27 protein-coding genes and 1 riboswitch are annotated in these 23,022 nt (G+C 70.1%); of the genes, 11 read left to right on the top strand and 16 right to left on the bottom strand.

The window, feature by feature from the left end:
• Positions 1-79: 79 nt before the first annotated feature.
• The 6 genes from L942_RS18375 to L942_RS18350 all read right to left on the bottom strand — a co-directional run bounded on the left by L942_RS18375 (position 80) and on the right by L942_RS18350 (position 4,572).
• Positions 80-751 (bottom strand): hypothetical protein, encoded by a 672-nt coding sequence (locus tag L942_RS18375; protein ID WP_037361934.1) that lies wholly within the window; start codon positions 749-751, stop codon positions 80-82.
• 240 nt (positions 752-991) lie between these two features.
• On the bottom strand, positions 992-1,876 hold the full coding sequence (locus L942_RS18370; RefSeq protein ID WP_037361967.1) for a hypothetical protein: 885 nt from the start codon (positions 1,874-1,876) through the stop codon (positions 992-994).
• The gene (locus L942_RS18365) at positions 1,873-2,349 is read right to left on the bottom strand and encodes a DUF6932 family protein (protein WP_037361932.1); all 477 of its coding nucleotides are present in this window, start codon (positions 2,347-2,349) and stop codon (positions 1,873-1,875) included. Before L942_RS18365 ends, L942_RS18370 begins: the two co-directional genes overlap by 4 nt.
• A 71-nt stretch (positions 2,350-2,420) precedes the next feature.
• Positions 2,421-2,864, bottom strand: coding sequence for a LapA family protein (locus L942_RS18360; protein WP_037361931.1), 444 nt, complete (start codon positions 2,862-2,864; stop codon positions 2,421-2,423).
• 6 nt (positions 2,865-2,870) lie between these two features.
• Entirely contained in the window at positions 2,871-3,584 is a 714-nt protein-coding gene (locus tag L942_RS18355; protein ID WP_037361929.1) for an OmpA family protein, read from the bottom strand.
• A 148-nt stretch (positions 3,585-3,732) separates the two neighbouring features.
• The gene (locus L942_RS18350) at positions 3,733-4,572 is read right to left on the bottom strand and encodes an SGNH/GDSL hydrolase family protein (protein ID WP_037361927.1); all 840 of its coding nucleotides are present in this window, start codon (positions 4,570-4,572) and stop codon (positions 3,733-3,735) included.
• Positions 4,573-4,848: 276 nt separating this feature from the next.
• On the opposite strand from L942_RS18350, the gene L942_RS18345 reads away from it, so the two are divergent.
• Positions 4,849-5,532: a DUF3159 domain-containing protein gene (locus L942_RS18345; RefSeq protein WP_037361925.1), complete on the top strand. Its 684-nt coding sequence runs from the start codon at positions 4,849-4,851 to the stop codon at positions 5,530-5,532.
• A gap of 90 nt (positions 5,533-5,622) precedes the next feature.
• Here L942_RS18345 and L942_RS18340 read toward each other — a convergent pair whose 3' ends face one another.
• A complete protein-coding gene (locus L942_RS18340; protein WP_037361923.1) occupies positions 5,623-6,585 on the bottom strand; it encodes an N-acetylglucosamine kinase in 963 nt (320 codons plus the stop codon).
• Positions 6,582-7,625 (bottom strand): SIS domain-containing protein, encoded by a 1,044-nt coding sequence (locus L942_RS18335; protein ID WP_037361920.1) that lies wholly within the window; start codon positions 7,623-7,625, stop codon positions 6,582-6,584. The genes L942_RS18340 and L942_RS18335 overlap by 4 nt, the downstream gene beginning before the upstream one ends.
• Positions 7,626-7,780: 155 nt before the next feature.
• On the opposite strand from L942_RS18335, the gene L942_RS18330 reads away from it, so the two are divergent.
• The 3 genes from L942_RS18330 to L942_RS18320 are packed head-to-tail and all read left to right on the top strand — an operon-like array spanning position 7,781 to position 10,817.
• Positions 7,781-8,530 (top strand): GntR family transcriptional regulator, encoded by a 750-nt coding sequence (locus L942_RS18330; protein ID WP_037361919.1) that lies wholly within the window; start codon positions 7,781-7,783, stop codon positions 8,528-8,530.
• A gap of 4 nt (positions 8,531-8,534) precedes the next feature.
• Complete coding sequence (locus tag L942_RS18325) at positions 8,535-10,034, top strand: MFS transporter (protein ID WP_037361917.1); 1,500 nt, start codon at positions 8,535-8,537, stop codon at positions 10,032-10,034.
• An 18-nt stretch (positions 10,035-10,052) separates the two neighbouring features.
• On the top strand, positions 10,053-10,817 hold the full coding sequence (locus L942_RS18320; protein WP_037361914.1) for an NAD(P)-binding domain-containing protein: 765 nt from the start codon (positions 10,053-10,055) through the stop codon (positions 10,815-10,817).
• Here L942_RS18320 and L942_RS18315 read toward each other — a convergent pair.
• Complete coding sequence (locus tag L942_RS18315; RefSeq protein ID WP_051166074.1) at positions 10,788-11,252, bottom strand: MarR family winged helix-turn-helix transcriptional regulator; 465 nt, start codon at positions 11,250-11,252, stop codon at positions 10,788-10,790. The genes L942_RS18320 and L942_RS18315 overlap by 30 nt on opposite strands.
• A 44-nt stretch (positions 11,253-11,296) precedes the next feature.
• Here L942_RS18315 and L942_RS18310 point away from each other — a divergent pair, with 44 nt between their 5' ends.
• On the top strand, positions 11,297-11,971 hold the full coding sequence (locus L942_RS18310; RefSeq protein ID WP_037361912.1) for an SDR family NAD(P)-dependent oxidoreductase: 675 nt from the start codon (positions 11,297-11,299) through the stop codon (positions 11,969-11,971).
• A 57-nt stretch (positions 11,972-12,028) separates the two neighbouring features.
• Here the strand turns inward: L942_RS18310 and L942_RS18305 are convergent, their stop codons facing one another.
• Positions 12,029-12,973: a threonine ammonia-lyase gene (locus tag L942_RS18305; RefSeq protein WP_037361910.1), complete on the bottom strand. Its 945-nt coding sequence runs from the start codon at positions 12,971-12,973 to the stop codon at positions 12,029-12,031.
• A 156-nt stretch (positions 12,974-13,129) separates the two neighbouring features.
• Between L942_RS18305 and L942_RS18300 the strand changes: the two genes are divergently transcribed.
• Positions 13,130-13,924, top strand: coding sequence for a hypothetical protein (locus tag L942_RS18300; protein ID WP_037361909.1), 795 nt, complete (start codon positions 13,130-13,132; stop codon positions 13,922-13,924).
• A 273-nt stretch (positions 13,925-14,197) separates the two neighbouring features.
• Here L942_RS18300 and thiE read toward each other — a convergent pair whose 3' ends face one another.
• Complete coding sequence (thiE, locus tag L942_RS18295) at positions 14,198-14,863, bottom strand: thiamine phosphate synthase (RefSeq protein WP_037361907.1); 666 nt, start codon at positions 14,861-14,863, stop codon at positions 14,198-14,200.
• 30 nt (positions 14,864-14,893) lie between these two features.
• Positions 14,894-15,000: riboswitch (TPP riboswitch) on the top strand.
• On the opposite strand from thiE, the gene thiO reads away from it, so the two are divergent.
• The 3 genes from thiO (at position 14,997) to L942_RS18280 (ending at position 17,037) form a co-directional block, all read left to right on the top strand.
• On the top strand, positions 14,997-16,082 hold the full coding sequence (gene thiO, locus L942_RS18290) for a glycine oxidase ThiO (protein ID WP_037361905.1): 1,086 nt from the start codon (positions 14,997-14,999) through the stop codon (positions 16,080-16,082). It overlaps the preceding riboswitch by 4 nt.
• Positions 16,082-16,282, top strand: coding sequence for a sulfur carrier protein ThiS (gene thiS, locus L942_RS18285; protein WP_037361904.1), 201 nt, complete (start codon positions 16,082-16,084; stop codon positions 16,280-16,282). Before thiO ends, thiS begins: the two co-directional genes overlap by 1 nt.
• A 2-nt stretch (positions 16,283-16,284) precedes the next feature.
• Positions 16,285-17,037 (top strand): thiazole synthase, encoded by a 753-nt coding sequence (locus L942_RS18280; RefSeq protein WP_037361902.1) that lies wholly within the window; start codon positions 16,285-16,287, stop codon positions 17,035-17,037.
• Between the two features lie 43 nt (positions 17,038-17,080).
• Here the strand turns inward: L942_RS18280 and L942_RS18275 are convergent, their stop codons facing one another.
• Positions 17,081-18,025: an NAD(P)-dependent alcohol dehydrogenase gene (locus tag L942_RS18275; protein ID WP_037361900.1), complete on the bottom strand. Its 945-nt coding sequence runs from the start codon at positions 18,023-18,025 to the stop codon at positions 17,081-17,083.
• A 57-nt stretch (positions 18,026-18,082) separates the two neighbouring features.
• On the opposite strand from L942_RS18275, the gene L942_RS18270 reads away from it, so the two are divergent.
• Positions 18,083-18,706, top strand: a complete 624-nt coding sequence (locus tag L942_RS18270; RefSeq protein WP_037361898.1) for a TetR/AcrR family transcriptional regulator — start codon at positions 18,083-18,085, stop codon at positions 18,704-18,706.
• A gap of 143 nt (positions 18,707-18,849) precedes the next feature.
• The gene (locus L942_RS18265) at positions 18,850-19,281 is read left to right on the top strand and encodes a MarR family winged helix-turn-helix transcriptional regulator (RefSeq protein WP_037361963.1); all 432 of its coding nucleotides are present in this window, start codon (positions 18,850-18,852) and stop codon (positions 19,279-19,281) included.
• Here L942_RS18265 and thiD (L942_RS18260) read toward each other — a convergent pair.
• The 4 genes from thiD (L942_RS18260) to thiC all read right to left on the bottom strand — a co-directional run bounded on the left by thiD (L942_RS18260) (position 19,278) and on the right by thiC (position 22,933).
• Positions 19,278-20,111 (bottom strand): bifunctional hydroxymethylpyrimidine kinase/phosphomethylpyrimidine kinase, encoded by an 834-nt coding sequence (thiD, locus tag L942_RS18260; RefSeq protein WP_037361896.1) that lies wholly within the window; start codon positions 20,109-20,111, stop codon positions 19,278-19,280. The two genes, L942_RS18265 and thiD (L942_RS18260), sit on opposite strands and share 4 nt — an antisense overlap.
• A gap of 138 nt (positions 20,112-20,249) precedes the next feature.
• On the bottom strand, positions 20,250-20,453 hold the full coding sequence (locus tag L942_RS18255) for a hypothetical protein (RefSeq protein ID WP_037361895.1): 204 nt from the start codon (positions 20,451-20,453) through the stop codon (positions 20,250-20,252).
• A gap of 15 nt (positions 20,454-20,468) precedes the next feature.
• The gene (thiD, locus tag L942_RS18250) at positions 20,469-21,293 is read right to left on the bottom strand and encodes a bifunctional hydroxymethylpyrimidine kinase/phosphomethylpyrimidine kinase (protein WP_037361893.1); all 825 of its coding nucleotides are present in this window, start codon (positions 21,291-21,293) and stop codon (positions 20,469-20,471) included.
• Complete coding sequence (thiC, locus tag L942_RS18245) at positions 21,290-22,933, bottom strand: phosphomethylpyrimidine synthase ThiC (protein ID WP_037361891.1); 1,644 nt, start codon at positions 22,931-22,933, stop codon at positions 21,290-21,292. Before thiC ends, thiD (L942_RS18250) begins: the two co-directional genes overlap by 4 nt.
• Positions 22,934-23,022: the final 89 nt, after the last annotated feature.

Genomic DNA, 23,022 nt, shown 5'->3' with positions numbered 1-23,022 from the left:
GACCTGGAAAGAGCCGCCAGGAGCGGTTCGGTGGCGGTTGGCCGGCCGAGATGGGGGTAGGCCGGCCGGCCGCCAGGCCCTATTCGACGTTCGAGGTGCAGAGCGCGATCGAGCTGCCGCTGCTCTCGGCGACCTTCTTCCCGTCGACGATGATCTGGCAGCTGATCTCGTTGGTCACGCCCGCGTTGGCGGTGTCCGCGGTGAGCGAGAGGACCGGCCGTCCTCCGTCGTAGGAGGCGTGCCCGTGCCAGTCGTCGGTGCTCGGCGGGGTGGACGCGGTGCGCTGGTCGTTCAGCGTGCCGTAGCGGACCGTCGCGCCGCCGGCCGAGGTGACCACGAAGTCGACCGAATGCTTCTCGCCGGGCAGCGGCGGGATGTGCAGATCGCCTGCCCGCGCGGTGCCGAACATGGACGGGTACAGCAGCATCGCGCCGCACAGCAGGGCGGCCAGTGCGGAAAGCGTGGTCCCGGTGAGTGCGACGCCCAACCCGCGCATTGTTCCCCGGGAAGAAAGCACGATTCCCGCAATGCCGGCGGCGAGGCCGACTCCGGCGAGCGGCCAGGCGAGGAAACCCCAATCCGGGAGGAAGGCGACGCCGGCCGCGGCCAGTCCGAGAACGACCGCGAGACCGCCCGGCCAGTTGGCCCGCCTCGGGGACGGCTCCTGCCGCGGCGGGCGGTGCGGACCAGGGCGAGCAGTGGTCCGGCTGTGTCGAGCGGGTGCGGCCGGATACGGCTGCTCGGTCGTCATGCGTGCCTCTTCCAGCTGGGGTGGCGAAGACGCTAACGCAGATGCCCGCGAAGGTGGAATAATCGTTATCGACTGACAATGTCATCCATTTACCGTGTCCGGGCAGTCGAGGTCATTTCCCGCCGGAGTGCGCGAAACGGCGCCATTTACGGCCCGGAAAAGGGCGCGGGGCGAGTCCGAAGAGCGACCGCGCGCTTACTCGGCGGCCCTGACCTGGCGACGCGGTGTCCCGCGTGCCATTCACTGATCGAAAAGGCTGACTTCCGGAGTGATCTCGAGAAGCTCGTGCACCGGCCTGCCGCGCCGTCCGTCGATGGTCGTCGTGCGCACTACGCGCAATCGCGCGGTCACCGGACGGTCGAGGTTTTCTTTGATCTGGTCGAGCAGATCCGGGGCGACCGCGCCCTGAATGGTTCCGCCCGATTCCCGCTCGAGATAGAAGATCCGCCGCCGGGTGCGCACGCCGTCGAGGCGTCCGGTCACCGTCTCGTAGCCGACCGCCTCGCGGGACTCGCGCAGGCTGCCCTGCAGCACCCGCGCCTGCTCGGTGGTCATGCTCCGGGTCACCTGCTCGCCCGCGGTGGGCGTGAGCGCCATGCCGATGCCCGCGTGCTTGCTGACCGCGTTGACGATGTCGCTGACCGCGTTGCGCACCGTGTCGCGCTGCAGCAGCACCGCGTCGAGCGCGCCGTCGTCGGAACCGTTGGCGGGCAAGAAATCGCAGAGTTCCTTCACCGCGCGCTCGGACAGCGTCTCGATGCCGTCGTGGATCAGCGCGTCGTCGACCGCCGGTTCCGGGAAGCCGAAGAAGATCGCGTTGCCCGCCTGTCCCTTCTGGATCAGCGGGGCCTTGTCGCGGTCCGCCTGCTGGACGAAGGTGACCTCGTTCGACGGGTTGCGGATGATGTGCCCGATCTTCGCCGTCGCGTCCTGCAGCGCGCGGCTGATGTCGGAGAAGGTGTACGCGTCGATGTGCGTTTCGCCGATCACCGACACGTGCAGCAGGGGCGCGCGGCAGGTGCGCTCGAACTTCGCGTTCGCCGCCATCGCCGAGGCGCGCGCGAGGTCGTCCAGCCACGTGCCGCCGGGGATCTCGTCGGCGATCCGCCGGAACTCGTTCCTCACCACACCATCTCCGGGATGCCTCTGCCGCCTTCGGCCCACACCGATTCCCACACGTCCTCGTCGCCGGGACGGCACAGGAAACCGTCGAGCATGCCGCCGACCGGCTGGATCTGGTCGAGGTACATGGCGGGCTGGCCGACGATGATGCCGCGCAGGGTCAGCAGGCCGTAGAGCGCGGTGCGGCCGCTGTCGTCAAGCCGCTTCAACGCACCCCATTCGTCCGGCAGCAGCACGACGTCGAGCCCGCGCGGCGGATGTGCCGTGCGGGTGACGAACGAGCCGCCGAGCCAGGCCCGTCCGGAGGTGATCACCCGCTGGGCGACCCCGAGGTAGCTGTTGAGCGCGCTGAAGAGGATCTCGCGCTCGTTCTGGTGCGGCGCGTCGTAGACGAGTCGCTCGTAGACGTCGGCGAGGTCCGCGTGGTGCCGGCCGGGCGGCAGCAGGTTCTGAGGCGTCCAGTGCGGAAGCGCCATCGGACCTCCTGACCTCGCCCGGGGCCCTCGGCGCCCGCTTACCGTGCGTAGCCGAATCTACCAGGTGGGTGTCAGCCACTGCGTCCAGGTCGGCGGGGCGCGGGTTCGTCGTCGTGCGGCCAGTGCGGACTCCGCTGGTCGTCCTCGGGCCAGCTCAGTTCTCCGGACAGCCGCGGCTCGGGATCGGGCAGCGGATGCCCGGCCGAGTCCCGCGGCGGGTGCTGCCCGTGGTACGGGTCGTCCGGGTCGACTTCCGGATAGTCGTTGTAGACGCGCTCCGGCTGGTCCTCGTAGTGCGGGTACGCCGGTTCCTCGTAGTCCTCGTACGGGTTCGCCGGCGGGATGTGCCGGGTCTCCTCGGCCGGGGCCTCGACGGGAGCGGCCGCCGGCCGGAACGGCTCAGCCTCCGCTTCGGCCTTCGTCCGGGCGGCCCGCGTGAACAGCCACATGACCGCCGCCCCGAGCAGGAACGAGACGAGCAGCCACAGCCAGATCTGCCCGAAGAGCCAGAGCATCCGCCATCACCTCTGTTCCACTGTGATCTCGACCCGCCGGTCGCTGTCGCCGCCCCCGCTGTCCGACCCGCTCGCGCTGGCCACCGCGAGCAAGCGGTCGGGCGGCACGTCCTCGCGGATCAGCAACCGGATCACGGTCAGCGCCCGGTTGCGGGAAAGCTTCAGCGCGGCACTGCGTCCGCCCGGACCGTCGGCGACCCGGCCGACGACGCGGTAGCGGAAGTTGTCCGGGGCGTCGCGCAGCAACGGCGCGAGATCGCGCGCGGCCTGCTCGCCTTGGTCGGTGAGCTGTGCGGTGTCCGGTTCGAAGGTGATCGGCGCGGCCGCGAGCTTGCGGTCCAGTTCGGCCTGGATTCCGTCGCGGTCGGTCGGCGGCGCGGGAGGCGGGGCGGACGAACTCGGCGGCGGGCTGGACGGCGGCGGCGTCGTCGACGGTGCGGGCGCGGGCGCGGATCGCACCGGCCCGGCGCCGCCGGAGGCTTGCGCGGATTCGACTCCTTCGACGCCCTGCACGATGCCCAGTGCGCGACCGGCTTCCTCGGCCGGGAACCCTTCGAGCGTCGCTTGCCGTCCGGAGAACTTCACTTCGCCGCCGCGCAGACCGGCCGCGTCGAGCGCGGAGCGTGATCGCGCGGCGAGGTCGTCCTGGATTCCGCTGCCCTGCAGCCACGTCACCAGGCCCGCGAGCAGGGCCGTGACCACCACTGCGACGGGGATCAAACGAAGCCACCCTCGTGCACCGGACATAACAGGACCCTATGCCGGGCCGGACCGCGTGGCGACCTGGTAAAGGCCGCCGTTCGGGTGGCTTTCCGAACAGTGCCGGTACCGGCGGTCACCGGTACCGGCACTGTCTCGAGGACGAAGCTCAGGAGGCGGTCGCGTTGCCCCGCACATCGCCTCGCACGTCGAGGTCGATGCTGCTCGGGTTGTCCGGCACGAGCGGGACGAGCGGAGCCAGTTCCGGGCGCTTCGGCGACAGCCCGTCGCCCATGGACTCGCCGCGCAGCTGGCGGCGGATCCACGGCAGCAGGTGCACCTTCGTCCACGTCAGGTCGGACCGCCGCGAGGTGATCCAGGTGGCCGGCTCGGTGCTCGGCGGGTACGGCTCGCGCCAGTCCTCGGTGACCGGGACGCCCAGCACCTCGGCGGTGTGCAGCGCGATCCGGCGGTGCGCGTCCGACGTGAAGTGCAGCCGGTCGTCGCTCCACGCGCGACGGTCGTGCAGCGGCTCCATCGCCCACAGGTCGACCATCTTCGCGCCGTGCCGGGCCGCGATCGCCCACAGATGCGTGTTGTAGATCGCGACCTTGCCGCGCAGCACGCTCATCACCGACAGCGTCTTGGTGTCCGGCCCGTTGAAGATCACCACCGGGATCCCGGCCGCGCGCAGCTTCGCCACCCCCGCTTCGAAGCGCTCCGCGATGGCGTCGACGTCCGCGCCGGGCACGATCACGTCGTTGCCGCCCGCGCACAGGGTCACCAGGTCGGGCTTCAGCTCCAGCGCGATCGGGAGCTGCTCGTCCATGATCTCGTCGAGCATCTTGCCGCGCAGCGACAGGTTCGCGTACTGGAACCCGGGCTCGTCGCCGGCCAGCATCTCCGCGAGCCGATCGGCCCAGCCCCGGAACGTCCCGTCGCCCCGGTGGTCGTTGAGGCCCTCGGTGAAGCTGTCCCCGATGGCTACGTAGCTGTTGATCCCGTACACGCTGGGTTCCCCTTTCCCGCTGGTGCGCGCCTGTACCCCTGTGCAGTCCCGGATGTAGTTGTACACCCCAACTAACAGTCGGATATCCCCATATCCTTCCCGCCGGCCATGACTGGTTCAGCCGGACGTCACAGTCTCTTACCTTGTCGGGGGTTCGCGCCTCCCTATTACGGCATTTTCACCGGGACGAACCTCACGATCGGACCCTTACCGGACGCCATGTGGGGTAGGTCTCCCGGCCTGGGGGTCCGCCGCGAGTTGCGGCAGGCTGGAACTGTGACAGACGAGACTGCGAAGGGGCCGGCGCGGGAGTCGCTCACGCAGATCCTCGGCGGGCGGCGCGGCGCGATCGACGCCAGCATCCCGCCCGCCGCGTTCGTCGTCGGCTGGCTCGTGTCCGGCCGGTCGATCGCCTGGGGAGCCGGTGTCGCGATCGCGGTCGCCGTGCTGCTGGGGGCGTTCCGGCTGATCCGCGGGGACAAGGCGCGCGCGGTGGTGGTGAGCCTCGCCGCGGTGGTGATCGCCGCGCTGATCGCGATGCACACCGGCCGGGCCGAGGACTTCTTCCTGCTGCAGCTGTTCTCGAACGCGGCGAGCGCGCTGCTGTTCGCGGCGAGCATCGCGATCCGCTGGCCGTTGCTCGGCGTGATCGTGGGGTTGCTCCTCGGGCAGAAGACCCGCTGGCGGCGCGACCCGGCTCTGCTGCGCGCGTATTCGTGGGCGAGCGGCGTGTGGGTGCTGCAGTACTTGCTGCGCGTGGTCGTTTACGGACTGCTGTGGTGGACCGGGCAGGTAGTCGCGCTCGGAGTGGCGCGCACGGTGCTCTCCTGGCCGCTGGTGGCCGCGACCGTGGCGATCAGCGGCTGGGTGCTCTACCGGAGCCTTCCCGCAGAACACCCGGGCCTTCGCCTGGCGAAAGACCCGGGTGCGGGCGAGTCCGCAACCGGACCCGGAAGTTAAGGCGGCCCCCGGCGAGGGGGGAGGGTCCGGGGGCCGGTTCCTACGGTACCCGGACCGGAGGGGTTGAGTCGACGGTTTCGACTCTTCCGCTCAAGTTTTGGTGGCATTCACCCGTCGGGATGGTCGCGGGGCGTCCTCGCCCCACGCTTGCACCGCCGCGAGCCAGGCCGCGCCGAGCACTCCATCGGAGCTGGTCAGGACGGTGAGCCCGGCGAATTCGGCCCGCACCCGAGCCCCGACCGGGCTGTCTTCGGCCAGCACGCTGCCCACGAGCACGATCGGAGTTTTTTCTCCTGGCTCGCGCGTGGCGTGCGCGACGCGCACGAGATGCCGGGCGCCCCGCGCGACGATTTCCTCCGCGACGGGCTCGCCGGCCGCGGCCGCGGCGCTCACCAGCGGCGCGTACCGGGCCAGCCGGACCGGCGGTTCCGCGTTGGCATGGGTCACCAGCGCCCACATGACCTTGAACCGGTCGGACAGGTCCACTGCGGACGGTCCGAACGCTTCGGCGAGGACCGCCTGGGCCAATCCGCCGAGCGGGCCGTCGCCTTCGAGCGCGGCGAGCGTGGCGCGGACAGCTTCGCGGCCGAGCCAGAACCCGGAGCCCTCGTCGCCGAGCAGCCAGCCGTGTCCGCCCGCGGTGGCGACCATCCGGCGGCCGCGGATGCGCCCGGCGATCGAGCCGGTGCCCGCGACGAGCACGGTGCCGTCCGGCTCGGCGGTCGCCGACGCGTAGGCCACCTCGGCGTCGCCGGTCGTGCGGACCGAGCCGGCGAGCCCGATCCGCTCCCACGCCGCGGCGAACTCCGCGGCGACCGCCGGGTCGGACAGCTTGCTCTCGCCGGCCATGCCGACCACGACGCCGAGCACGTCGGTGCGTCCGTCCACTGCGGACTCGATGGCCCGGGCGATCCGGGCCGCCGCCACCGCGGGCGGATGCGAATTCGGGTTCGCGCCTTCCTCGGCGCCGGTGCCGTGCACGACGCCGGCGGCGTCGACCGCGATCGCTCGCGTCGAAGTGCCGCCGGCGTCCACGCCCACTACGAGGCTCACCGGGTCTTGGTCACCTTCAGCAGCCCGCGCGGGTTGTCCGGGTTGCCGCCGCGGGCGAGCGACAGCCCGAGCGCGATCCGCTGGATCGGCAGGATTTCCAGCACTGGAGCCAATTCCTCGACGGTCGGGGCGACCGGGATGCGCAGCGCGGCGGGCACGTCGTTCGCCGCCGAGCCGACCGCGAGCACGTCCGCGCCGCGCTCGCCGACCGCTTCGAGGACCTCGCGCATGGCTTCGCCGCCGCGGCCGAGGCTGGTGGCGGCGAGCACGGCGGTCTCGCCGTCGACCGCCGCGACCGGACCGTGCAGCAGGTCCGCGCCGCTGTACGCGCGGGCCGCGAGGTAGCTCGTCTCGGCGAGCTTCAGCGACGCTTCGAGCGCGCTGGCGTAGGAATAGCCGCGTCCAGTGGTGAGCACGCGGTCGACAAAGCGATAACGGTCGACGGCGCGCTGCACGCCTTCGACCGCGCCGTCGAGCGTCTGCTGGGCCAGTTCGCCGATCTTCTCGGCGTCCTCTCCCTTGCCGCCGCGGATCGCGTCGACGAAGAGGTACAGCGCCATCAGCGTCGCGGAGTACGTCTTGGTCGCCGCGACCGCCTTCTCGACGCCGGCGCCGATGTCGATGCCCAGCTCGGAAGCCGCGCGCAGCGGCGAATCCGGGGTGTTGGTGACCGACACGGTCAGCGCGCCCTGCCGCCGGGCGGCCTCGGTGACCTCGATCAGGTCGGGCGAACCGCCGCTCTGGCTGACCGTGATGAAGAGCACGTCGCGCAGGTCCGGGCGAGCGCCGTACAGCGTCGCGGTGGACGGCGAGACGAGCCCGGCCGGCAGCCCGAGGAGTACCTCGATCAGGTATTTCGCGTAGAGCGCGCCGTGGTCGCTCGAACCGCGAGCGGCGAGCAAAGCGAACCGCGGCGGGCGCTGTGAAATCTTTTCCGCGACTTCCGCGATGCCGGACCGCCGCTCGACCAGCCCGGCGAGAACGCTCGGCTGCTCCGAGATTTCCGCGGCCATGTGCTCGCCGGGACGTAGTTGGGTCATCACTTTCCTCTCCGCCGGGACGGGGGTCCCGGTGTGCTGAGCGGCGTCCGGTCAGGTCTAGACCAATGCTAGCCGGGCGGAGGGTGTCGGGAGAAGGGTACGTTTCCTCACGGGGCAGTGGCGCGTTTAATGTGGGAAGACTGAGGGAGCCGGGCATGCTGGAGACACCCCCCGCGAGCGAGGCGGGGACTGCTGCGCGAGGGCAGCGCGAACCGAAATACTGGGCGCTGAAGCAGCATTTGCTGGATCTGCTCGACGCGCTGCCGCCGGGATCGCCGATCCCGACCGAGCGGGCGCTGGCGGGAGAGTTCACCGTTTCGCGCACCACGGTGCGCCAGGCGCTGGCGGATCTCACCGCCGAGGGCAGGCTGCACCGCGTCCAGGGCAAGGGCACCTTCGCCGCCGAGCCGAAGCTCGCGCAGCGGCTGCAGCTGTCCTCCTATACCGAGGACATGCGCAAGCAGGGCCTGAAGCCGTCGTCCCAGCTGCTGGAGCTCGAAGAGCTGCCGGTCGAGGGCGAGATGGCGAAGCTGCTGCAGCTGCGCAACGGCGCGAAGATCCTGCGGCTGCGCCGGCTCCGGCTCGCCGACGGCCAGCCGATGGCGCTCGAGACCACGCACCTGCCGCTCGGCCGGTTCCGCGGGCTGCGCAAGCACATCACCGCGGGCGGTTCGCTGTACGCGGTGCTGCGCGAGCATTACGGCGTCGAGCTGGAGCGCGCGGAGGAGACCATCGAGACGTCGCTGGCCGGTCCGCAGGAAGCGGAAATCCTCGGCGCGGACGTCGGCATGCCGGTGATGATGCTGACCCGGCATTCGTTCGCCACCGACGGCAAGCCGGTCGAGTTCGCCCGCGCGGTTTATCGCGGCGACCGGTACAAGTTCGTCACCACGCTGCTTCCCTGACCGCGTGTCCGCCGCGGGGGACACCGGCATCCGCTGGGGCACGCCCGCGGCTCGCGGCGTGCTCTGGACGACCATCCTCGGTTCGGGGATGGCGATGCTCGACGGCACGATCGTGAACGTCGCGCTGCCCCGGATCGGCGAGGAGCTGGGCGCGTCGGTCGCCGGTCTGCAGTGGATCCTCGACGGCTACCTGCTGGCGCTGGCCGCGCTGATCCTGGTCGCCGGGTCGCTCGGCGACCGCTACGGCAGGCGGCGCGTGTACTTGGTCGGTGTCGTGTGGTTCGGCCTCGCGTCCGGGCTGTGTGCGGCGGCGCCTTCGACCGAACTGCTCGTGGTGTTCCGCGTGCTCCAAGGCATCGGCGGGGCGTTGCTGACGCCGGGTTCCTTGGCGATCTTGCAGTCGTCGTTCTCGCACGAGGACCGGGCCCGGGCGATCGGTTCGTGGTCCGGGCTCGGCGGGATCGCCGCCGCGGTCGGGCCGCTGCTCGGCGGGCTGCTGGTGCAGGCGTGGTCGTGGCGGCTGGCGTTTTTGATCAACCTCCCGCTCGCCGTGGTCGTCGTGCTGATGGCGCGGCGATTCGTGCCCGAGTCGCGCGACACCACGGCGACCGGGCATCCGGACTACGCCGCCGCGGCGGTCGGCGCGCTCGGATTGGCCGGGGTGACCGGGGCCTTGGTCGAGGCGCCGGTGCGCGGGATCGGCGATCCGGTCGTGCTGATTGCGTTGGCGGTCGGGGTCGCCGGGTTGGGCCTTTTTCTCTGGCTCCAGCACCGGGCTGCCGAACCGCTCGTACCGCCTTCGCTGTTCCGCGACCGCACGTTCACGCTGTCGAACGCGCTGACGTTCGTCGTTTACGCGGCGCTGGGCGGCGTGATGATGCTGCTCGTTCTGCAGCTTCAGGTGTCGCTGGGCTATTCGCCGACGCTGGCCGGGCTGGCCGGATTGCCGATCACGGTGCTCATGCTGCTGCTCTCCGGCCGGTCGGGCGCGCTCGCGCAGCGGATCGGGCCGCGGCTTCAGCTGGTGGTCGGGCCGATCGTGGTCGGGGTGGGGATGGTGTTGCTGACGCGGGTCGGGCCGGGGTCCTCCTACCTCGGGTCGGTGCTGCCCGCGGTGGCGGTGTTCGGGCTGGGACTGGCCACTGTGGTCGCTCCGGTCACCGCGACGGTGCTGGCCGCCGCGCCGGACCGGTACGCCGGGGTCGCGTCCGGGGTCAACAACGCGATCGCCCGATCGGGTGGACTTCTGGCGGTGGCGGTGCTGCCGGCCGCGGCGGGTCTGACGGGTTCCGCTTACCGCGACCCGACCGCGTTGACGGCCGGATGGCAGACCGCGCTGGTGATCTGCGCGGTGCTCGCGATCGCCGGCGGGCTCATCGCGTTAGGAATTCACAACGGGGTGCTCGGCGCCGCGGAAGCGGATGATTCGCCGCACCCTGGGGATTGCCTGCATTGCGGCGTGGAGGGGCCGCCCACGCACGTCCATCCGGGCGAGCGTCGTTGATGTGTCTCTGGGGGAAGTGTGCTGGGGTTTGTCGGTGCGGGGGAGCTGACCGCTGCCATCGTGACCGGGCTCGACGGGAGCGTGCCGGTGGTGTTGTCGCCGCGCTCGCGGGAAATCAGCGCGGGGCTGGCTGCACGGTATCCGGACGTACGGGTGGGTTCGAGCAATCAGGAAGTGCTTGACCAAGCGGACACAGTGGTGCTGGCAGTGCGTCCGCCGGTGCTGCGGGAAGTGGTGGAGGAGCTGACATTCCGGCCGGAGCACGTCGTGGTCAGTGCGGTGGCTGGAGTGCGCGTGGACCAGCTGCGGGAGTGGGTCGCCCCGGCGTCGCGGGTGGTGCGATCGATTCCGTTGCCGCAGGCGGCGCAGCGGCAGAGCCTGACTGTGATGTACCCGGAAGACGCCGTCGCGCGCGAGCTGTTCGAGCGGGTTGGCGGAGTGGTGGTGCCTCGTGACGAGCCGAGTCTGGAGGCATTCAGCGCGGCGACCTCGACTTTCGCCGCGCACCTGGATTACCTGGCGACCATTGCCGGGTGGATGGCCGCGCAGGGGGTCGAGCCCGAGGTGGCTTCGGCGTACGTGACGCACGTGTTCGCGCAGGTCGGGAAGTCGCTGGCCGACGGCGGGTCGCTGGCGGAGCTGACGTCCCGGCACATGACCCCGGGCGGGATCAACGAGCAGCTGCTGACCGAGCTGCGCCGTAACGGGATGCCGGATCTGGTGCGCCACGGCCTGGACGGGGTGCTGGCTCGCCTACGCGGTGCCGCGGGATCGGGCGACTAGCCGGGTCTCGATGTTCTGCAGGGTCGTGATCAAGGTGCTGACTTCTCGGGCGTCGGTGAAGGTCCCGTCGAGCAGGCGGGACCAGGCGTCGCGCAGCCGCTGCAGGTTCTCCGCAGCCTTCGGGGTGGGGTAGAGGCGGACGCGCCGAGCGTCGTCGGGGTCGGCCTCCCGGCGCAGCAAGCCTTTGCTCTCCAAGCCCCGGACGGCTCGGCTGACGTTGCTGGAGATCATCTGCGTGGCCTCGGCCGCGGCGTTGACCGTGGTTCCCGGATGGCGGTCGACGAACCGCATCACCGCTCCTTCGAGCGGCGTCCCCGACTCGGCGTGGGCTTCCTTGGCGGCATTGATGTGCCGGGCCACCGCGAGGATCAGGTCGGCCACCTCGAAGAGCTGCTCGTCTTTCACGCCGGTCAGCCTAGTCGCGATATCTGTCATTTGACAGGTATCCTTAGCTATCAGTTGATAGCTAAGGGGCAGTCATGACCAAGAGCGCATTGATCGTCGGGGCGTCACGGGGGCTGGGCTACGCGCTGGCCGCGGAATTTCTCGGCCGCGGCTGGCGGGTCACCGCGACCGAGCGCACGCGGTCGGCGCTGCACGAACTGGCCGGGTTGACCGTGGAGACCGTCGACATCGCGGTGCCCGAGCAGGTCGCGGCGCTGCGCGAGCGGCTGGCCGGAGCGTCGTTCGACCTGCTGTTCGTCAACGCCGGAACCAACTACACGACCGATCCCTCGGCGACCGTCGCCGACGTGTCCACCGAGGACTTCACCCGGGTCATGGTGACCAACGCGCTGAGCCCGATGCGCGTGGTCGAGACTCTGCAGGACCTGGTTCCAGCAACCGGCACGATCGGCGTGATGTCGTCCGGACAGGGCAGCGTCGCCGACAACACGAACGGCGGTTTCGAGGTCTACCGGGCGAGCAAGTCCGCGCTGAACCAGCTGATGCGCAGTTACGCCGCGCGGCACGCCGACGACCCGCGCACCCTGCTGCTCCTGGCACCGGGCTGGGTGAAGACTGACCTGGGCGGTCCCGGTGCGCGGCTGACCGTCGACGAGAGCATCCCCGGCGTCGCCGACACGATCGAGGCGTGGGCGGGCAAGGGCGGGCTGCACTATCTGGACCGCCAGGGCCAGACCGTCAACTGGTGATCGGCCTCCAGTGCGCCCGAGCTCGGCGCACAGTGCGAAGCCGCCGCGCCGCGTAGGTCAGGCGAGCAGTTCGGCCAGCATCGCCGGATCGATGTTGCCGCCGGACACGATCGCGACGGTGCGTCCGCCAGGGAGTTCGTCGGCGTGGTGCAGGTAGGCGGCCGGTGCGGTAGCCCCGCTGGGTTCCGTCACTAGGCGGCCCTGCCGGGCCAGCGCGCGGACGGTGTCGCGGATTTCGTCCTCGGTCACGGTGAGCACGCCGTCGAGAACGCGCTGCAGGTGCGCGAACGTCAGCTCGGAGGGCTGCGCGCGCAGGCCGTCCGCGATGGTGCGGGCGCGGTCGGTGATGGGCCAGTCCACACGTTCGCCGGCGGCGAGGCTGGCCGCGGTGTCGGCGGCGAGTTCCGGTTCGACGCCGTAGACCTTCGCGTTCGGGCATTTCGCCTTGATCGCGGTGCCGACGCCGGAAGCGAACCCGCCGCCGCTGATCGGGACCAGCACGGTCTCGACGTCCGGCAGATCCTCGGCGATCTCCAGCCCGACGGTGCCCTGCCCGGCGATGATGTCCGGGTGGTCGAACGGCGGGATCAGCGTGAGACCGCGTTCCTCGGCGAGCGCGAGCGCCGCCGATTCCCGTTCCGCGATCGGCACCTCGCGGACTTCCGCACCCCAGCGAAGGGTCGCTTCGACTTTCAGCCGCGGGGTCACGTCCGGAACCACGATCACCGCGGGGATTCCGAATTCGCGGGCGGCGTAGGCGACCGCTTGCGCGTGGTTGCCGCTCGAATACGCGACTACTCCCCGTGCCCGTTCCGCGTCGGTGAGCGCGGCGATCGCGTTGTACGCGCCGCGGATCTTGAACGCGCCGATCGGTTGCAGGCTCTCGGGTTTCACCCAGAATTCGCCGGGAACCCAGAGCTGGCGCAGCAGCGGGGTGTGCACCGCGGTGCCCTTGACCCGCCCAGCCGCGGTTTCGATGTCGGAGATCGTCACGAGGCGCATGAGGCGAGTATGTCAGGAATGTGTGAGCTTTAGTTCATCCATTGTGGACAGTCAACGTGGCGTCCCTCACGCCTGGGCAACGAAGGGAGCACCTCGCACGACTTAACCGTTGAAGAAACCAGGGAACAACGGCTGGAAAACGATCAGAACGGAATCATGAGCGAGGAGCAGAAGGAAGCCAAGGAGGACAAGAAGAACCTCCGGATGACCTCGGTGCTCGCCGCGGCACTCGCGGCGGTCACCGCCGCGTTGCTGGGTTCGACGCTGGGGGTCGCGGGCACCGTCATCGGCGCCGGGGTGGCCAGTGTGGTCAGCACCGTCGGCGGCGAACTGTATCTGCGTTCTCTGCAACGCACTCGTGATGCTGCTCGGAAGGCCATCGAGACGGCTGCGCGGCGCAGCCGCAGCGGACTGTCGCCGGTGCGGATTCCGGTCGACGCCGTGCGCGAGTCGGCTTCTGGTGAGGCGCCGACGGTGCATGTGCCCGCTGATCTGGCGAATATGCCCACGGTTCGGTTGCGGCCGACCGAACCGGAGAAGACCGAGGGACTGGGCGAGAAGCTCCGGAAGATGCGGTGGCCGTTGATCATCGGGTCCAGTGCGGTCGCCTTCGTGGTGGCGTTGGTCGTTTTGCTCGGCCTGGATTGGACGACTCGGGGCAACGTGTCGACTGGGTTGATTCCGCGGCAGCCGGATACCAGCCAGCAGCGGGAAGATCACCCGGACAGCACGCCCAGCAGCGAGCGGCAGGCTCCGCCCAGCGGGGAGTCTCGGTCGAACAATCCGACTTCTTCGCCGACTACTACGCCTAGTGCGCCGCCGTCTTCGGGGGCTGCGCAGCAGACCCAGCCGCCGTCTTCGTCGGCTGCGAAGCCTAGTACTTCGTCGCAGGTGCCTAGTGCCAGTCAGACGCCTACTGTTCCTGCGGTTCCGTCTAACGCTGGGGAGTGAGTGAGGGCGGCGGCTCGTCGCCTGGCGGCGACATTGCGCCCTCCGGTGTGCGTGGGGCACCCCGAAGCTTGATTGTGCTGACGGTTCGGGGGTGCTTGTCAAGGCGGGAAAGNNCTTGACAAGCACCCCCGAACCGCAGGGAGGCTTCGTATCGGGGTGCGGGGGAGGGGCTGGGTGTCTCGATGGGTGGGTGCAGCGGTTGCGGGTCGTGGGGGGAGCGGGTGCGGGGGCGGGGCTGGGTGCCTCGACCGATCGTTGGGTGGTTGGTGCGGTTTACGGGAGTTGGGCTTTTAAGGTCTGTGCGGCTGTTTTTGGGTCTTCGGCTTCGGTGATGGCGCGGACTACGACGATGCGGGTTGCGCCTGCGGCCAGGACTTCGGGCAGGCGGCGTTCGTCGATGCCGCCGATGGCGAACCAGGGGCGGTTCGGGGCGCTTGCCGCGGTGGAGCGGACTAGGGCCAGGCCGGGGGCGGAGCGGCCCGGTTTGGTCGGGGTGGGCCAGCACGGGCCGGTGCAGAAGTAGTCCACGCCGTCTTCCGCGGCGGCTGCGGCGGCTTGCTGCTCCGAATGGGTGGATCGGCCGATCGCTACGCCGTCGCCGAGGACTCGGCGGGCCAGGGAGACCGGGATGTCGTCTTGGCCCAGGTGCAGCACGTCCGCGCCGACGGCCAGCGCGACATCCGCTCGGTCGTTCACGGAGAGCAACGCTCCGTGTCGCGCGCAGGCCTCGGCCAGGATCTCCAGCGCCGCGATTTCCTGCTTGGCCTCCAGCGGCGCGCCTCCGGTCTTGTCCCGCAGCTGGACGATGTCGACGCCGCCGGCCAGTGCGGCGTCGGCGAACTCGGCCAGGTCGCCGCGGGAGGATCGGGCGTCGGTGCACAGGTACAGCCGGGCGTCGGCTAGCCGGGTGCGAATTTGGTCTCCGGTCAAGGCAGGCATGGCGGTGACGTTACCCGCGCGCTACGGTGTGGGAGTCCGCACGGGAGCCCGAGGCGACGGGCTGAGAGGGAGCTGCCGCTCCGACCGTGGAACCTGATCCGGGTCATGCCGGCGCAGGGAGCGTGATTCCACTGTGAACACCAGCACCACAACCGTCACTGTCGTGGGCGGCGGCGTCATCGGGCTGTCCGTCGCCTGGCGCGCGGCCGCTCGGGGATGGCGCGTCACGGTCGTCGACCCGGAGCCCGTGCGCGGCGGCGCGTCCTGGCTCGCCGGCGGGATGCTCGCGCCGGTCACCGAGGCGTGGCCGGGCGAGGAAGCCGTGCTCAGCCTGGGGGAAGCGTCGCTGCGGCGCTGGCCCGGCTTCGCGCGGGACCTCGCCGCCGAAGGCACCGATCCTGGGCTGGCCGAGCACGGCACGATCGTCGTCGGGTTCGACCGCGCCGACGCCGGGCACCTCGACATCCTCGCCGGGTACCTGCGTTCGCTCGGCCGCGACGTCGAGACGCTCACCGGCCGCGAGGCGAAGCGGCTCGCGCCCGGGCTCGGCGCGGTGCGCAGCGGCCTGCACGTGCCCGGCGATTTGGCCGTGGACAACCGGAAACTGCTTACCGCGCTGAGCGAAGCGGCTACGAAGCGTGGGGTCGAGTTCCGGCGTGAACGGCTGCAGAGTCTCTCCGAAGTGCCCGGTCCGGTGATCCTCGCCGCCGGGGCGTGGACCGGACAGCTGCATCCGTTGCTGGAGCACGCCGTACGGCCGCTGAAGGGCGAGATCCTCCGGCTGCGTCCGCGACGCGGCTGTCTGCCGCCTCCGCCGTACACGGTGCGCGCGATGGTCGAAGGACGGCCGATCTATCTGGTACCGCGAAAAGACGGCGAACTGGTCCTTGGCGCGACGCAATATGAAGCCGGTTTCGACCAAGCCGTCACCGCGCGCGGCGTGCGAGAGCTGCTGGAAGGCGCGGAACGTATTCTGCCCGGCATCACGGAGTACGAGCTGGTGGAAGTCGCCGCTGGACTGCGTGCCGCGAGCCGCGACGCTTTGCCGTACATCGGCGAAGTGAGCGAAGGCGTGTACGCGGCGACAGGACATCACCGCAACGGTTTGCTGATGGCGCCCGCGACTGCGGACGCCGTGGTCGCGTGGCTGGCCGGCGAAGCCCCGTCGCCGGAGATCGCCGCGGCGACGCCCGCCCGTCTCGAGAAGGAGCGAGTCTGATGGAGATCAAGGTCAACGGCGAATGGCGGGAGTTTCCCGACGACAGCACCGTTTCCGCGGTCCTCGACGCGCTGGGAGCCGAACGCCGGGGCGTGGCCGTCGCGGTCAACGGCGAGGTCGTGCGGCGGGGCGAATGGGAAGAAGCGGTCGTGCCGAAGGGCGCTCAGCTCGAAGTGCTGACCGCGGTTCAAGGAGGTTGAGCATGGACGACCTGATCATCGGCGAGCACAAGCTGTCGTCGCGATTGATCATCGGCACCGGTGGCGCGGCGAATCTCGAGGTGCTGGAACGAGCGCTGGTCGCGTCGGGCACCCAGCTCACCACCGTGGCGATGCGCCGCGCCGACGCCGAGGGCGGCTCGGGCGTGCTGGAGCTGTTGCGGCGCTTGGACATCGAACTGCTGCCCAACACCGCGGGCTGCCGCACGGCGGCCGAAGCCGTGCTCACCGCCCAGCTGGCCCGCGAGGCGCTGGAAACGAACCTGATCAAACTCGAGGTGCACGCCGACGACCGCACCCTGCTGCCCGATCCGCTGGAAACCCTCGAAGCGGCCGAACGCCTGGTGGCAGACGGGTTCTCGGTGTTCGCCTACACCAATGACGATCCGGTGCTCGCCCTTCGCCTGGAGGAGGCGGGCTGCGCCGCGGTGATGCCGCTGGGCGCCCCGATCGGCACCGGACTGGGCATCCGGAACCCGCACAACATCGAACTGATCGTCTCGCGCGCGTCGGTGCCGATCGTGCTGGACGCGGGGATCGGCACCGCGTCGGACGCGACGCTGGCCATGGAACTCGGCTGCTCGGCGGTCCTGCTGTCGACCGCGGTGACGCGAGCGGCGGATCCGGAACGCATGGCGCTGGCGATGCGGAGCGCGGTCGAGGCCGGGTACTTGGCGCGGGGGGCCGGCCGGGTGCCGCAGCGGTTTTGGGCGCAGGCGTCCAGCCCGCCTCGGTAAGGTGCTCGTGAGTGCCTATGCCGGTTAGAACCGGCGTAGGCGCTCACGACACCTCCACCACCACCTTCCCGCGCACCCCGCCTTCCTCCAGTGCCCGATGTGCGTCGGCGATCGCCCCCAGCGGAAACACCGTGTCCACCAACGGCCGCACCAACCCGGCGTCGACCCACCGGCTCAGGTCAGCGAGCAGATCCGCCTTCGGGTTCCCGCTGAACCCCCGTACCCAGCGGGTCGCGCGGAGCGAGTGCGCCGCCACATAGCCGAGCGTGCGGACGGGGTGGTCGAGGTCGAACGCGATCGCGACCATCCGCCCGCGCGGGGTCAGCATCCGCCGGAACTCGCGGAGGTCCTTGCCGACCGTGTCGAGGATGACGTCGAACTTGCCGAGGTGGCCCGGTTCGCGGTAGTCGAGCGCGACGTCCGCGCCGAGTTCCCTTGCCAGCTCCAGGTTCTTCGCGCTGGCCAGCCCCGTCACGTGCGCGCCCATCGCCTTCCCGAGCTGCGTGGCCACGAACCCGACTCCGCCGGTCGCGCCCCGGATCAGCAGGCGTTCCCCCGGTTTGAGACGGGCTTTGTCGCGCAGCGCGGTGATCGCGGTGATGCCCGCCAGCAACGACGCGGCCTGCGCGGGATCGAGCCCGGAATGCACGCGGTCCAGCCGGTCGGCGGCTATCGCGTAGTACTCGGCCGCGGTGCCCATCCGGCGGCCGCCGCCCCAGACGAGGTCGCCGACGGTGAACCGGCTCGTCCCGGGTTCGACGACCTCGCCGACCAGGTCCACGCCGATCCGCTTAGGGAAACGCTTGCCGCTGAACGGAAACAGCTTCCCGGACCGCATCGCGAGTTCGCCGCCGTTGACCGACAGCGCGCGTACCCGGACGAGGACTTCGCCGGGGCCGGGCACCGGGGCCGGAACAGCGGTCTCGCGCAGGACTTCCGGCGGTCCGTAACGATCGTAGGTGATGGCGCGCATCGAAGTGGAAGGCATGTTCCACTTCTAGCACGGAAAGTGGAAAGGGTCTTCCGATTCGCCTAAAGTGAGAGAGTGCCGGAAAAATCGACTCGGTTGCGCACTGACGCCGCCCACAATCGCGCGCGCATCCTCGAGGTCGCCGAGCGCACCTTCGAGACCGAGGGTCTGGATGTGTCGATGAGCGAACTGGCGCGCCGCGCCGGTCTCGGCGTCGCCACGGTGTACCGCCATTTCCCCACCAAGGCCGATCTGGTCGCGGCGGCCTTCGCCGAGCCGATGGCCGAGTGCGCGGGCATGCTCGACGAGGCGCTCGTGGACCCCGATCCGTGGCGCGGGTTCTGCCGGGTGATCGAGGAAGTGTGCGCGATGCAGGCGCGCAACCACGGTTTCTCCGCCGCGATCGTGACCGCGCTGCCGGATCAGGCCGCGTTCGGACAGCTGCGGGACCGTGCGTTGCGGGCGTTCGCCGAACTGGTCCGCCGGGCGAAGGAGGCCGGTGCGCTGCGGGCCGACTTCGAGGTCTCCGACCTGTCGTTGATCTTGCTGGCGAACGGCGGGCTGCGGTCGGGCGCCGGAGCCGCGGCACCGGCGGCGTCGCGGCGGCTCGCCGGCTACCTGCTGCAGTCGTTCCGGGCGGACGCCGCCGCGCCGCTGCCGCCGCCCGCGGAGCTTCCGCTCGACGGTTCAGTGCTCTGAATGGGCGGCCAAGCTGCACAAAGTGCCGGGTAATGGTGATTTCGCCCGCGCTTGACGCGGATTGAGCACGGGCACGCCGTATGGTTGACGGCACCCTTTCCGGCGCACCCAGCGGCGGGCACCAGCGTCAGGAGGAGCCGATCGTGACTCTTTCCTCGGTCCAGGACGTATCGGGCCGGTTGTACCTAGCGGTGGGACGGCTCTCGCGGTCGCTGCGCCAGGCGGGCGTGCCTGGGCCGGGCCACGGGTCGATCTCCGCGCTGGCCACCCTCGTGCACTTCGGCGAGCTGCGGCTGGGCGACCTGGCCGCGAAGGAAGGCGTCGCGGCGGCGACCATGTCGCGGATCGTGGCCACGCTGGTGGAGGCCGGTTACGTCACCCGCGAGTCCGACCCGGTCGACCGGCGCGCCTGGCTGGCGCGTGCCACCGAGGAAGGCGAGCGCCTCGTCTCCGGCGTCCGGTCCACCCGTGTGCAGGAACTCAACCGCCGCCTCGACCGGCTCACGCCCGAGGCCCGCGAGTCCATCATCGCCGCGCTCCCCGCGCTGGAAGCCCTGATCTCCGACGAGAGCTAGCGCTCTTCCGGGGCCAGCCGCCAGAACGCCGACACCGGGCCGACCTTCGCGCCCATCGGGTAGGAGTGTTCGACGGCCTGCGAGACGAACCACTTGCCGTAGCGGGCCGCCTCGACCACCGGCATGCCCTTGGCCAGCCCAGCGGTCAACGCGGACGCCATGGTGTCGCCGGCGCCGTGGGTGTGCGGCGTCTGCCAGCGCGGGCCGGGCAGCTCCACGAACGTCGAACCGTCGAAGAGCAGGTCGACGCACTCCGGGTCGGACTGCAGATGGCCGCTCTTCACGAGCACGTACTTCGGGCCGAGCTGGTGCAGCACGACAGCCGCGGTGTGCATGCCCTCGCGGTCGGTCACCGTCATGCCGGTGAGCAGCCGCACCTCGTCCAGGTTCGGGGTGAGCACGGTGGCGCGCGGCAGGAGTTCGTCGCGCAGCGCGGCGAGGCCCTGGTCGTCGAACAGCGACTGGCCGGTCATCGCCGCGGCCACCGGGTCGACCACGAACGGGATCGCGCCGTCGCGTCCGATCCCGGCCTGGTCGCAGGCCTCCGCGACCGCGTGGATGATCTCCGCGGACGCGAGCATGCCGGTCTTCGCCGCGCCGACGCCCATGTCCGCCGCGACGGCCTCGATCTGCCCGGCCACGATGTGCGGCGGCAGGTCGGCGCGGTCGTGCACGCCGAGCGTGTTCTGGACGGTGACCGCGGTGACCGCGACCAGGCCGTGCACCCCGCAGGTGAGGAAGGTCCGCAGGTCCGCCTGCAGTCCGGCGGCCCCGCCGGAATCCGATCCGGCGATGGTGAGCGCGGAGGGCGGGCTCGGGTTCTCAGTCATGTGCGCGTTCCGACTTCTGGTCTGGTCCATGGAGGCAACGGTGCTTCTCGCACAGTCCACCACGATCGCACAGGATGCGTTCGCGCTGGTCCAGTGACGAAGGAGACATCCGCACCCCCGAGCCGCACGGCTGCGGGGCTAGAACCGCGGCGGCGGTTTCAGCACCGACATCCGGTGCTGGTACACCGCTTGCGCTTCGGCGATCCCCGGCCGCGGCGTGAGACCCGAGTTGCGGATCGTTTTGACCGCCGAGGCGGCGCGGTGCTCGGTGACCAGGCCGTCGACCTCGTGCTGGACCTCAAGCGGCAGCCGCGCCCACAACGCTTCCGGTGTCTCGCTCATCCGGCCAGTGTCGCATCACTGCGGGTTCGCGAGCCGCCAGAACGGCGAAACCGGGCCGACCCCGGCACCGAGCGGATACGCCTCCAGGACGCAGCGTTCGATGAACCGTTTCGCCTCGGCGACCGCGGTGGGCACGTCCGCGCCCTTCGCGAGCGACGAGGTGATCGCGGACGCCATGGTGTCGCCGCCGCCGTGGGTGTTTTCCGTGTCGATGCGCGGACCGCTCAGCTCGATCACCGCCGAGCCGTCGGTGAGCAGATCGACACAGTCGGCGGCGTCGTAAAGGTGTCCGCCCTTCACCAGAACCCACTGGGAACCGAATTCCAGCAACGCTTCCGCGGCCGCGCGCTGGCTCGGGGCATCGGTGACCGTGACGCCGGTGAGCAGCCGGACCTCGTCGAGATTCGGCGTGATGAGCGTGGCGCGCGGGAACAGTTCCGTGCGGATCGCTTCCAGCGCTTCTTCGCGCAGCAGGGCGTGGCCGGTCATCGACGCGGCCACCGGGTCGACCACGAACGGCGTGTCCGTGGTGCGGCCAATGTGGACTTCGTCCAGCGTTTTCGCCACTGCCTGAATGATTTCCGCGGTGGCGAGCATGCCGGTCTTCGCCGCGTTGACGCCCATGTCCTCGGCGACCGCTTTGATCTGCGCGGTGACCACGTCGGCCGGGATCTCGGAGAACCCTTGCACACCAAGCGAATTCTGCACGGTGACCGCGGTGAGCGCGACCAGCCCGTGCACGCCGTTGGCGAAGAACGTGCGCAGGTCCGCTTGCACGCCCGCACCACCGCCGGAATCGGATCCGGCGATGGTGAGGGCGGTGCGAGGCGTGTCTGTCACTGGTTGACCACAGGGAGGTAGACCTTGTTGCCGTGCTCCGAGAATTCCGCGGACTTCTCGGCCATGCCCGCCTCGATCGCTTCCACGGAGGACAGACCGTGCTCCTCGGCGTACTTGCGCACGTCCTGGGTGATCCGCATCGAGCAGAACTTCGGCCCGCACATCGAGCAGAAATGCGCGGTCTTCGCCGGTTCCGCGGGCAGCGTCTCGTCGTGGAAGGACCGCGCGGTGTCCGGGTCGAGCGACAGGTTGAACTGGTCGTTCCACCGGAATTCGAAGCGGGCCTTGGACAGTTCGTCGTCCCAGTCCTGCGCGTACTGGTGGCCCTTGGCGAGGTCGGCGGCGTGCGCGGCGATCTTGTAGGTGATCACGCCGGTCTTCACGTCGTCGCGGTTGGGCAGCCCGAGGTGCTCCTTCGGCGTGACGTAGCACAGCATCGCCGTGCCGTACCAGCCGATCTGGGCCGCGCCGATCGCCGAGGTGATGTGGTCGTAGGCCGGGGCGATATCCGTGGCGAGCGGCCCGAGTGTGTAGAACGGGGCCTCGCCGGTGAGCTTTTCCTCCAGCTCCACGTTTTCCTTGATCTTGTGCATCGGCACGTGACCGGGGCCCTCGATCATCACCTGCACGTCGTGCTCGCGCGCGATGTGCGTGAGCTCGCCCAGGGTTTCCAGCTCGGCGAACTGGGCGCGGTCGTTGGCGTCCGCGATCGAGCCGGGACGCAGGCCGTCGCCGAGGGAGAACGTGACGTCGTACTCCCGCAGGATTTCGCACAGTTCGGAGAAATGCGTGTACAGGAAGGATTCCTGGTGGTGCGCGAGGCACCAGGCGGCCATGATCGACCCGCCGCGGCTGACGATGCCGGTGACCCGGCGCGCGGTCAGCGGAATGTAGCGCAGCAGCACTCCGGCGTGCACGGTCATGTAGTCGACGCCCTGCTCGCACTGCTCGAGCACGGTGTCGCGGTAGATCTCCCAGGTGAGCTTTTCCGGCTCCCCGTTGACCTTTTCCAGCGCCTGGTAGATCGGCACGGTGCCGACCGGGACCGGCGAATTGCGCACGATCCACTCGCGCGTCTCGTGAATCCGCTTGCCGGTGGAGAGGTCCATGATCGTGTCGGCTCCCCATCGGGTCGCCCACACCATCTTGTCGACCTCTTCCTCTACAGAGGACCAGACGGCCGAATTTCCCATGTTGGCGTTGATCTTCACCAGGAAGTTCTTGCCGATGATCATCGGCTCGGACTCCGGGTGCTTGCGGTTGGCCGGAATCACCGCGCGCCCGCGGGCGACCTCGTCCCGCACGAACTCCGGCGTGCAGCGTTCGCGCGCGGCGATGAACTCCATTTCCCGGGTGATCACCCCGGCTTTCGCCCAGCCCAGCTGGGTGTTGTGCGCCCGCCCGTCGGCCCAGCCGGCCCGCAGCGGGTGCAGTCCATTGTGGACATCGATGTTCGCGTCCGGATCGGTGTAGGGGCCGGACGTGTCGTACACGTCGAAATGCTCCCCGTTCGACAGGTCGATCCGCCGAGCCGGAACCCGCAGTCCGGATTCGGTGCGGTGGTAGACCTTCCGCGAGCCGGTGATCGGCCCGGTGGTGACGGACGGGGCGATGGCACCCTGATTTTCCAGCGTCGTCAACGACGTTCACTCCCTACGCCGGCATTACCCGGTCAGGTTCATGCGGTCGGTGACGCCGGGTGTCCGCGAGATGGACACCAGCCACCCTC

The sequence above is a fragment of the Amycolatopsis orientalis DSM 43388 genome (assembly GCF_000411975.1).
GTDB lineage: Bacteria > Actinomycetota > Actinomycetes > Mycobacteriales > Pseudonocardiaceae > Amycolatopsis > Amycolatopsis orientalis_D.
This window is presented reverse-complemented; position numbering and strand designations above follow the sequence as displayed.